A 9,380-nucleotide genomic window follows, 5' to 3' on the forward strand; every position below is an offset into this window, starting at 1 on the left:
GGCCCCCGCCACCCGCGCGGTCCGGGGCGCGGCCACCGGCGTCCGTGTACGCGCGGCGGCGGTGCGCGCGGTGCTGTCGTGATGTTGGATACGCTCGCTCACTGATGAGAATCGCCTGGTTGGACCCGACGCGGAGGCCGCCGGCGGGCCGGGTGCTCGCGGTGGTGTCGGTGCTGCCCGCGCTGGCCGTGGCGGGCTGGCTGCTGGTCGCGCTGCCGCTGCTCGCGCTCGGCGTCTACCGGCCGGCGATCGCGGTGCCGCTCGGGCTGGCGGCCGCCGCGCTGCTGTGCCTGGCGGGCACGCGCGGGCCGGTCAAGGCGGTGGAGGCGGTGGAGGCCACCGCCGGGCAGGTGGCGGCGGTGGCCGCGGTCGCGCTCGGCTCCGGCCTGTTCAACGCGGTCATGCACGGCGAGCAGCTCGCGGTCCGCCGCGACCCGTCCACCTACGCGCAGTACGCCATCTGGCTGGCCCGCGAGGGCTTCCTGCCGATCCCCACGCAGGTGGCGGCGTTCGGCGGCCCCGACCCGTCGCTGGTCTTCGAGAGCGTGGGCTTCTACGCCTACGACGGCGCCGTGGTGCCGCAGTTCATGCCGGGCGCCCCTCTGCTGTTCGCGTCCGGGGAGTGGGCGGGCGGGCTGTTCCTGACCCCGGCCGTGCTGGGCGCGCTGGCGGTGCTCACCCTGGCCGGGCTGACGGCGCGGCTGGCGGGCGGGCGCTGGGCTGCGGTCGCGGCGGTGGCGTTCGCCTGCTGCCTGCCGATCCTCTACACGTCACGGACCACGTTCAGCGAGATCGCGTCGGCGCTGCTGCTGCTCGGCGGGCTGGCGCTGGTGTACGACGCCCTCTACGGGCAGGGGCGGCGGCTCGGGGCGGCGCTGGGCGGGCTGACGCTCGGGCTGGCCGTGCTGGTGCGGGTGGACGCGCTGCGCGACGTGCTGCCGGTGCTGGCGTTCGCGGGCGTGCTCGTCGCGATGGGCCGCCGGTCGCCGGGCCGCCCGGGAGAGCTGGGGGCGCCGCTGCTGGCCGGTCTCGCCGCCGGGGCCGGCCTCGGCCTGGCCGCCGGCTTCGGGCTGTCGCGGCCCTATCTGACCTATCTGTCGAGCTCCCTGCGCCCGCTGCTGCTGATCTGCGCCGCCGTCGTGGTGCTCACGCTCGCCGGTACGGCCGCCGCGCCGCTGCTGGCCAGGGTCCGGCCGCCGCGATGGCTGCCGGCGGCCGGGGCGGCGCTGGTGGTGCTCGTCGTGGCCGCGCTGGCGGTGCGGCCGTGGGTGCAGACGGTGCGCCGCGTCCCCGACAACGACGAGGACCGGCTCACCGCCACCTTCATCGAGCAGATCCAGCGGGCCAACGGCCTGCCCGCCGACGGCACCCGCCTGTACTTCGAGAACACGCTGCACTGGCTGGCCTGGTACGTCGGCGTGCCGGCCCTCGTGCTCGCCACCCTGGCCGCGGCGGTGCTGACGCACCGGCTGCTGCGCGGACGCGCCCTACCATGGCTGCTGCCGCTGCTGGTCATCGGCTGGGCCACGCTCGCCACGCTGCTGCGCCCGGCCATCACCCCGGACCACCCGTGGGCCGCGCGCCGGCTGGTGCCCCTGGTGATCCCCGGCGTGATCCTGCTGGCCGTGTGGGGCGCGGAGCGGCTGCGCCGACGGGTGGCCAAGGGCACGCGGCCGGCCCGCTGGGTCGTGCCCGCCTGCGCGCTCCTGCTGGTGGCGCCGCCCGCGGTGATCTCGATCGGCACCGCGTTCACGCCCGTCGGCCGGGGCGAGGCGGCCGCGGTGGCGGCCATGTGCGCGCGCATCCCGCGCGACGCCTCGGTGCTCGTGGTCGAACGGGTCACCGGCGACCGGTTCACCCAGGTCGTCCGCGGCACCTGCGGCGTCCCGACCGCCCAGGTGAAGAGGGAGGACGGCGACACCGCGCCGGGGCGCGACGTGCGCCGCCTGATCGAGCGCGTGCGGGCCGCCGGGCGGGTCCCGGTCGTGCTGGCCGCCGAGGAGAGCCAGGTGTCCCCGTACGGGCCGGCCACGTGGCTGATCGGGCTGAGCACCCGGCAGGACGAGCGGTCGCTCACCGAGCCGCCCGACGGCACCTGGTCACTGCGGATCAACGTGTGGATGGCCCTGCCTTGACCCGCGATGTGCACGCGGCCACCAGCGGGGCAGAGTACCCTCGTCCCACGTGAGCACGCACAGAGCCCCCGTGTCCCCAGCCTTCGCGACAAGGTGGATCCGCCGTGGATGAGGAAACCCCGTACGTCACCATCGTGCTGCCGTGTTACAACGAGCAGGACCATGTCATCGACGAGGTCGACCGCATCACCAGGGCGATGGACTCCAGCGGCTACACCTACGAGCTGGTCGCGGTCGACGACTGCTCGTCCGACGAGACGCTGGACCGGCTCAAGCAGGCCGCGCCTCTCTACCCGCACCTGCGCATCCGGGCCTTCCACCGCAACGGCGGCTCGGGCACCGTGCGCAGGATCGGCACGCAGGAGGCCAGGGGCGAGATCGTCGTCTGGACCGACGCCGACATGACCTACCCCAACGAGCGCATCCCCGAGCTGGTGCAGATCCTGGAGAAGGACCAGACGATCGACCAGGTCGTCGGGGCCCGCACCAGCGAGGAGGGGTCGCACAAGCTGCTCCGGGTGCCCGCCAAGTGGGTGATCCGCAAGGTCGCCGAGATGCTCGCCGGGCAGAAGATCCCCGACCTCAACTCCGGGCTGCGCGCCTTCCGCAAGTCGGTGGCCAGGCCCTACCTGCGGCTGCTGCCGCCCGGGTTCTCCTGCGTCACCACGATCACGCTGTCGTTCCTGTCCAACCAGCACGACATCTACTACCTGCCGATCGACTACGCCAAGCGGGCCGGCAAGTCGAAGTTCAGCTTCGTCTCCGACGCCTACCGCTACATCCTGCAGGTGCTGCGGATGATCATGTACTTCAACCCGCTCAAGGTGCTCATGCCGCCCGCGCTGTGGCTGGTCGGCATCGGGTTCGCGAAGGGCGTGTGGGACATGATCCAGCACCCGTTCTACTTCCCGGCCAACACCGTCATGATCTTCCTGTCGGGGATGCTGATCGGGTCGGTGGCGCTGCTGGCCGACCTGATCGTGCGGTCGCGGGGCGACTGAGCGTGCGCATCGCGATCGTCGGCCCCACCTACCCCTACAAGGGCGGCGGGGCCCAGCACACCACCGAGCTGGCCCACCGGCTGGCGGCGCTCGGTCACGACGTGGTCATCGAGTCCTGGCGGGCGCAGTACCCGTCGTTCCTCTACCCGGGGCAGCAGACGATCGACGCGCCGGAAGGCGTCCCGTACCCGAAGGTGCTGCGCGAGCTCGACTGGCGCCGGCCCGACGGGTGGGTGGCGGCCGGGCGGCGGCTGCGCGCCGCCGATCTGGTGGTGCTGGCCGTGCTCAGCCCGGTGCAGGTGCCGCCCTACCTGGCCGTCCTGGCGGGGCTGCGGGGCCGGGCCCGTACGGTCGCGCTCTGCCACAACGTGCTGCCGCACGAGCGCAAGCCGTACGACCGGCCGCTGATGAAGGCGCTGCTGCGGCGGACCGGGGTGGTGCTCACCCACTCCGAGCAGCAGGCCGGGCTGGCCCGCGAGCTGACCTCCCGCCCGGTCCGGGTGGCCGCGCTGCCGCCGCACCTGCCCTCCACCCACGCCGCGCGCTCCGACCGGGTGCACCGGCGGCTGCTGTTCTTCGGCATCGTGCGCCCGTACAAGGGGCTCGACCTGCTGCTGCGGGCGCTGCCGCCGGGGGTGTCGCTGACCGTGGCCGGGGAGTTCTGGGGCGGGCTCGACGAGACCAGGGCGCTGGTCCGCGAGCTGGGCCTCGGCGACCGGGTCGACCTGCGGCCCGGTTACGTCGCCGCCGAGGACGTGCCGGCGCTGTTCGCCGGGGCCGACGCGCTCGTGCTGCCCTACCGCAGTGCCACGGCCAGCCAGAACGTGTGGCTCGCGCACGAGCACGGCGTCCCGGTGATCGCGACCCGGGTGGGGGCGCTCGCCGACCACGTCACCGACGGCGTCGACGGGTTGCTCGTGGAGCCGGGCAGCGCCGAGGCGCTCAGGGAAGCGATCGAGCGGTTCTACGTCTCGGGCGAGCCGGAGAGGTTGCGGTCGGGGGTCAAGGCCGTCGACCCCGACCCCTTCTGGGTCGCGTACACCGCGGCCCTGCTCGGCTGACGGCCCAGCAGGAACGCCAGCCCGGCGGCCGTCACGTCGGCGAGGGTGAACGCCAGCCGCGACACCACCGCGATCGCGAGGGCCGGGCCGGTGCCGAGGATGGGGTGGAGCACCAGCACCAGCGCGCCCTCCCGGACGCCCACCCCGGCCGGCACCAGGAACGCGAGCAGCCCGGTCGACCAGGCGAACGCGTAGGCCCCGGTCGCGATCACGTACAGGTCCCAGCGGCCCGCCAGCATCCAGGTGTGGAGCCCGTACACGAGCCAGCCGACGACCGTCCACGCGACCGCGATCAGCACCGTGCGGCCGGGCAGCACGGTGTCGAGCGTGTCGCGGCGGGCCAGCCGCAGGGCGAGGTTGAGCCCCCAGGTGAGCACCTTCGGATGCATGCAGACGGCGATCACCGGCAGCAGGAGCAGCAGGTACCACGCCTGCCGCACCACCTCCTGGGTGGCCAGCGTGGCGGCGGCGATGGCGATGCCCACGCCCAGGTTGATCACCAGCGCCAGCGAGATGCACGCGAACGTGCGGCGCGGCGGGCTGCCGTGGTCGCGCCCCAGGTCCATCATCGCGGCGTACGCCCAGATCGCGCCGGGGATGTACTTGCCGAGCTGGCCCACGAACATGATCCGCCCGGCGGTCCGCACCGGCAGCGGCGAGCCCAGCCCGGCCAGCACCTGCCGCCAGGCGAGCAGCATGAAGAACTGGCCGAGCAGCACGGCGGCGAACGCGCCGGCGACCGCCCACGGGGAGATCTCGGCGACGGCCGCCGCCGTGTCGTCCCAGTTGACGGCCAGGCCGTAGCCGAGGAACCCGAGCGCGACCAGCGCCAGGACGATGCGCAACAGGCGGCGGAGCATCTCGCAAGGTTACGGTGTCCGCGCAGGTGAAGCCAGTCACCGAATGACAAACAGTCACACGGCGCGTGAAATCGGCGCGGCCGGGCGTGACCGGGATCGGCCGCCGGCCGGGGCGGGCGCGGGTACTGTTGGGCGACGTGGGGAAGCAACGGGTCGCGCAGCTGGCCTACTCCGAGTTCCAGGCGGCGATGCTCGACGAGGAGAAGCGCCGGCGCAAGGCCGCGAAGATCATCGCGGTGCTGGAGCACTTCCACGGGCCGCTCGGCGGGCTGACCGTCGGCGACGTCGGCTGCTCGGCCGGGTTCATCGCCGACGAGCTGGCCGCCGCCGGGGCCAAGCACACCCTCGGCATCGACATCGACGTGCCGGGGCTGCGCAAGGCGGCCGACCGGTTCGGCGAGCGGGTGGCGTTCGTCTGCGGCGACGGCACGGCGCTGCCGTTCCCCGACGGGTCGATCGACGTGCTGGTGTTCAACCACATCTACGAGCACGTGGTCGACCCCGACGCCGTGGTGGCCGAGATGCACCGGGTGCTCGCCGACGACGGCGTGCTCTACCTCGGGCTGGGCAACCGGCTGGGCGTCATGGAGCCGCACTACAAGCTGCCGTTCCTGTCCTACCTGCCGCCCTCGCTCGCCGACCGGTACGTGCGCGCCTCCGGGCGGGCCGACCACTACTACGAGCGCTTCCGCACGCGGCGCGGGCTGCGCAGGATGCTGCGCGCCTTCCACTTGTGGGACTACACGTTCCCGGTCCTCGCGACGCCCGAGCGGTTCGCGGGCGGCGAGCTGTTCCCCGGCGTCCTGGGCCGCGCGGTCCGGGCGCTGCTGGCCCGCACCCCGCGCGCGGCGCTGCGGCTGCTGCTTCCGCTCGTACCCACGTACCTCTGGGTCGCGACCAAGACGCCGCGCCGGCCGGTCGGCGCGGCCCTGCCCCAGCCGCCCGAACGGGTCCGGCCGCTGTGACGGACCGTCCCCGCCCCGGCGCCTCCCCGATACCCCGCGATGACGGGAGCGCCCCCGCGCCCGAGAACGTGGCGGACCCGCCCTCTGCCGCTTCCGGTGGCCGGGGCGGGTGGCGCAAGGCGGTCCGGGGCGGGTTCCTGGTGGTGGCGCTGGGGTTCGGGGCGTGGGCCGTGGCGTCGCGGTGGGACGAGGTCGCCGCCGGGTTCCGCGAGCTGACCCCGGCGATGGTGGCCGCCTCGCTGGCCGCCGTGGTGGGCGCGCTGCTGGGCGCGATGCTGACGTGGCGGACGCTGCTGGCCGACCTCGGCTCGCCGCTGCCGGTACGGAGCGCCGCCAAGGTGTTCTTCGTGGGCCAGCTCGGCAAGTACATCCCCGGGGCCGTCTGGCCGATGCTGGCGCAGATGGAGATGGGCCGCGACCTGGGGGTGCCGCGGGCGCGGAGCGCGGCGGCGTTCTTCCTGATGATGCCGGTGCAGCTCGCCAGCGGGCTGCTGGTGGCGTTCGGCACGCTGGGGTGGGACCGGTTCGGCTGGCTGCTGCTCCTGGTTCCGGCGCTGCTCGTGCTGCTGGAGCCGAAGGTGGTCAACGCGGTGATCGGCTTCGGGCTGCGCACGCTGAAGCGGGAGCCGCTGGAGCGGCCGCTCACCCGTAAGGGGATGCTCGCGGCGCTCGGCTGGGCGCTGGCGGGCTGGGCCTGTTACGGGGTGCACCTCTATTTCGTCGCCCCGCAGGGCGGGCTGCTCTTCGCCGTGGGGGCGTTCGCGCTGTCGTGGTGCCTGGGCATCATGACGTTCGTGGTGCCCGCCGGGGCCGGGGTCAGGGAGGTGGCCATGGTGGCGGCGCTGGCGCCGGTGATGGACGCCGGACCGGCCATCGCGGTCGCGCTCACGTCGCGGGTGGTGATCGTGCTGGGCGACCTGCTCTGCGCTGGAGTAGCTGGATTGTCCGCAAGGCGTATCTCTGTGTGACTTGGCACACGTTTTAGGGGACGCTGGTCATAAGGTGGAAGAAGAGGGGGGCTGCCGAGCCCCGCGTTGATCTTGAGGGGAGAAGATCACCGTATGCCTCGAGTGCTCGTCGACGCGGCGGCGGTTCCCGCCGACCGCGGCGCTCTGATCAGATACGTCGACGGATTGGTCGCGGCGCTCGACCGGGGGGGCGCCGACCTGGCCGTGGTCTGCCAGCGGGCCGACGCGGGCCGCTACAGACGCCTCGCGCCGTCGGCGCTGGTCCTCCCCGGCCCCGTCTCGATCACCAACCGGGCCGCCCGGCTCGCCTGGGAGCAGACCGGCCTGCCGCTGCTCGCCCGCCAGGCCGGCGCCGACGTGATCCACGCCCCCTACTACTCCATCCCGCTCCGCTCGGGCCTGCGGACGGTGGTGACCGTGCACGACGTCACCTGGTTCACCGAGCCCGAGCAGCACAGCGCGGCCAAGGCCTCGTTCTTCCGCTCCGCGACCCGCACCGCCGTGCGCCACGCGAACCGGGTGATCGTGCCCTCCAAGGCGACCAGGGACGAACTGGTGCGGGTGCTCGACGCCGACCCGACCCGCATCGACGTCGCCTACCACGGCGTCGACCAGAGCCAGTTCCACCCGCCCTCGGAGGCGGAGATCCGGCGGGCGGCCAGCCGGTGCGGGCTGCACGGGCAGCAGTACGTGGCCTTCCTGGGCGCGCTGGAGCCGCGCAAGAACGTGCCCAACCTGATCCGCGGCTTCGCCAGGGCGGTCAAGGACCTGGACAAGCCGCCGGCGCTGGTGCTCGGCGGCGGCGTGCACGAGAACGACGTCGACGCGGCCTGCCGCGAGGTGGAGGCCACGGTCAAGGTGGTGCGGCCGGGCTTCATGGCGGCGCCCGACCTGGCGGGGTTCCTCGGCGGCGCGCTCGTGGTGGCGTTCCCGTCGCGGGGCGAGGGGTTCGGGCTGCCGGTGCTGGAGGCGATGGCCTGCGGCGCGCCGGTGCTCACCACCCACCGCACGTCGCTGCCCGAGGTCGGCGGTGACGCGGTCGCCTACACCGAGCCCGACGCCGACGGCATCGCCCGGGGGCTGGCCGAGCTGCTGGCCTCGCCCGGCAGGAGGCGGCAGCTCAGCGAGGCGGGGCTGGCCAGAGCGCGCGAGTTCACCTGGGAGGCGTCGGCGGAGGCCCACCTGAGCTCCTACCAGCGCGCGACCGAATAGTTCGCTACCCTCGCACAACTATGGAGAGCTCTTTGCCGGACCTGGAGGCGATCCTCCTCGTCGGAGGGCGTGGCACGCGCCTGCACCCGCTGACGCTGGGCACGCCGAAACCGCTGCTGCCGACGGCCGGCGTGCCGTTCCTGGCTCACCAGCTCGCGCGGGCCCGCGCGGCCGGGGTGCGCCGGATCGTCTTCGCGACCTCGTACAAGGCGGCGATGTTCGAGCCGGTGTTCGGCGACGGGGCGGAGCTGGGGCTCTCGCTGGAGTACATGACGGAGGAGACGCCGCTCGGCACCGGCGGCGCCATCCGCAACGCCGCGCAGGCGCTCGGGTCGGGGCCGTCCGACCCGGTCCTGGTGCTCAACGGCGACGTCCTGTCGGGTCACGACATCGGCGAGCAGGTGCGCCTCCACCTGGCGCGCCGGGCCGCTGTAACGCTCCATTTGACCGAGGTGGAGGATCCGGCCAGGTTCGGCTGCGTGCCCACCGACGACGACGGGCGGGTGACCGCGTTCCTGGAGAAGACGCCCAACCCGGTGACCAACCGGATCAACGCCGGCTGCTACGTGTTCACCCGGTCGGTCATCGATCAGATCCCGCGTGACGAGGTCGTGTCGGTGGAGCGCGAGACGTTCCCCGGGCTGATCGAGTCGGGACAGCCGGTGCTGGGGTACGCGACCCGCACCTACTGGCTGGACGTCGGCACCCCGGCGGCCTTCGTGCAGGGCTCGCGCGACCTGGTGCTCGGCCGGCTGGAGTCGCCGGCGCTCCCGGGCCCCACCGGCGAGTTCCTGGCGCTGCCCGGCTCGTCGGTCTCGCCGGAGGCCAAGGTGCGCGACGGCACGTCCGTGTGCGCGGGCGCGACGGTCGACGCGGGCGCGACGGTGTCCGGGTCCGTGCTGTGCGAGGGCGCGGTGGTCGAGGGCGGCGCGGTCGTCACCGACTCGGTCCTGGGCCGGGGCGCGCGGGTGCGGACGGGCGCGGTGGTGAGCGACGCGGTGCTCGGCGACGGCGCGGTCGTGGGGCCGGGCAACGAGCTGCGGGCCGGGGTGCGCGTCTGGCCGGGCGTGGAACTGCCGGAGCGCTCCATCCGCTACTCCAGCGACGCCTGACCCCACGGGACCCGTCCGCCGTTCCGTCAGGTGGCCGGGTGGCGGCAGACTGGAAGGGTGGAGGAG

At 73.9% G+C, this 9,380-nt stretch carries 8 protein-coding genes; 7 read left to right on the top strand and 1 reads right to left on the bottom strand.

Going from position 1 to position 9,380, the window contains the following annotated elements; genetic code table 11:
* Positions 1 to 119 precede the first annotated feature (119 nt).
* The 3 genes from OUY22_RS18220 (at position 120) to OUY22_RS18230 (ending at position 4,197) form a co-directional block, all read left to right on the top strand.
* Positions 120 to 2,135, top strand: coding sequence for a hypothetical protein (locus tag OUY22_RS18220; protein WP_270156208.1), 2,016 nt, complete (start codon positions 120 to 122; stop codon positions 2,133 to 2,135).
* A gap of 104 nt (positions 2,136 to 2,239) precedes the next feature.
* Complete coding sequence (locus OUY22_RS18225; RefSeq protein ID WP_270156209.1) at positions 2,240 to 3,136, top strand: glycosyltransferase family 2 protein; 897 nt, start codon at positions 2,240 to 2,242, stop codon at positions 3,134 to 3,136.
* A 2-nt stretch (positions 3,137 to 3,138) separates the two neighbouring features.
* On the top strand, positions 3,139 to 4,197 hold the full coding sequence (locus OUY22_RS18230; protein ID WP_270156210.1) for a glycosyltransferase family 4 protein: 1,059 nt from the start codon (positions 3,139 to 3,141) through the stop codon (positions 4,195 to 4,197).
* Here OUY22_RS18230 and OUY22_RS18235 read toward each other — a convergent pair.
* Positions 4,101 to 5,057, bottom strand: coding sequence for a lysylphosphatidylglycerol synthase domain-containing protein (locus OUY22_RS18235; RefSeq protein ID WP_270156211.1), 957 nt, complete (start codon positions 5,055 to 5,057; stop codon positions 4,101 to 4,103). The two genes, OUY22_RS18230 and OUY22_RS18235, sit on opposite strands and share 97 nt — an antisense overlap.
* Before the next feature lie 137 nt (positions 5,058 to 5,194).
* Here OUY22_RS18235 and OUY22_RS18240 point away from each other — a divergent pair, with 137 nt between their 5' ends.
* The 4 genes from OUY22_RS18240 (at position 5,195) to manB (ending at position 9,314) form a co-directional block, all read left to right on the top strand.
* Entirely contained in the window at positions 5,195 to 6,022 is an 828-nt protein-coding gene (locus OUY22_RS18240; RefSeq protein ID WP_270156212.1) for a class I SAM-dependent methyltransferase, read from the top strand.
* A gap of 68 nt (positions 6,023 to 6,090) precedes the next feature.
* A complete protein-coding gene (locus tag OUY22_RS18245) occupies positions 6,091 to 6,990 on the top strand; it encodes a lysylphosphatidylglycerol synthase domain-containing protein (RefSeq protein WP_270156213.1) in 900 nt (299 codons plus the stop codon).
* A gap of 93 nt (positions 6,991 to 7,083) precedes the next feature.
* Entirely contained in the window at positions 7,084 to 8,202 is a 1,119-nt protein-coding gene (locus tag OUY22_RS18250; RefSeq protein ID WP_270156214.1) for a glycosyltransferase family 4 protein, read from the top strand.
* A gap of 20 nt (positions 8,203 to 8,222) precedes the next feature.
* Complete coding sequence (manB, locus tag OUY22_RS18255; protein ID WP_270156215.1) at positions 8,223 to 9,314, top strand: mannose-1-phosphate guanylyltransferase; 1,092 nt, start codon at positions 8,223 to 8,225, stop codon at positions 9,312 to 9,314.
* The last annotated feature ends 66 nt before the right edge of the window (positions 9,315 to 9,380 follow it).

This window comes from Nonomuraea corallina, assembly GCF_027620315.1.
GTDB classification, from domain to species: Bacteria; Actinomycetota; Actinomycetes; order Streptosporangiales; family Streptosporangiaceae; genus Nonomuraea; species Nonomuraea corallina.

Bases quoted from the DNA above. Each gene is read 5' to 3' on its own strand.
- OUY22_RS18235 (WP_270156211.1), bottom strand. From the start codon at position 5,057: ATGCTCCGCCGCCTGTTGCGCATCGTCCTGGCGCTGGTCGCGCTCGGG.
- OUY22_RS18250 (WP_270156214.1), top strand. From the start codon at position 7,084: ATGCCTCGAGTGCTCGTCGACGCGGCGGCGGTTCCCGCCGACCGCGGC.
- manB (WP_270156215.1), top strand. From the start codon at position 8,223: ATGGAGAGCTCTTTGCCGGACCTGGAGGCGATCCTCCTCGTCGGAGGG.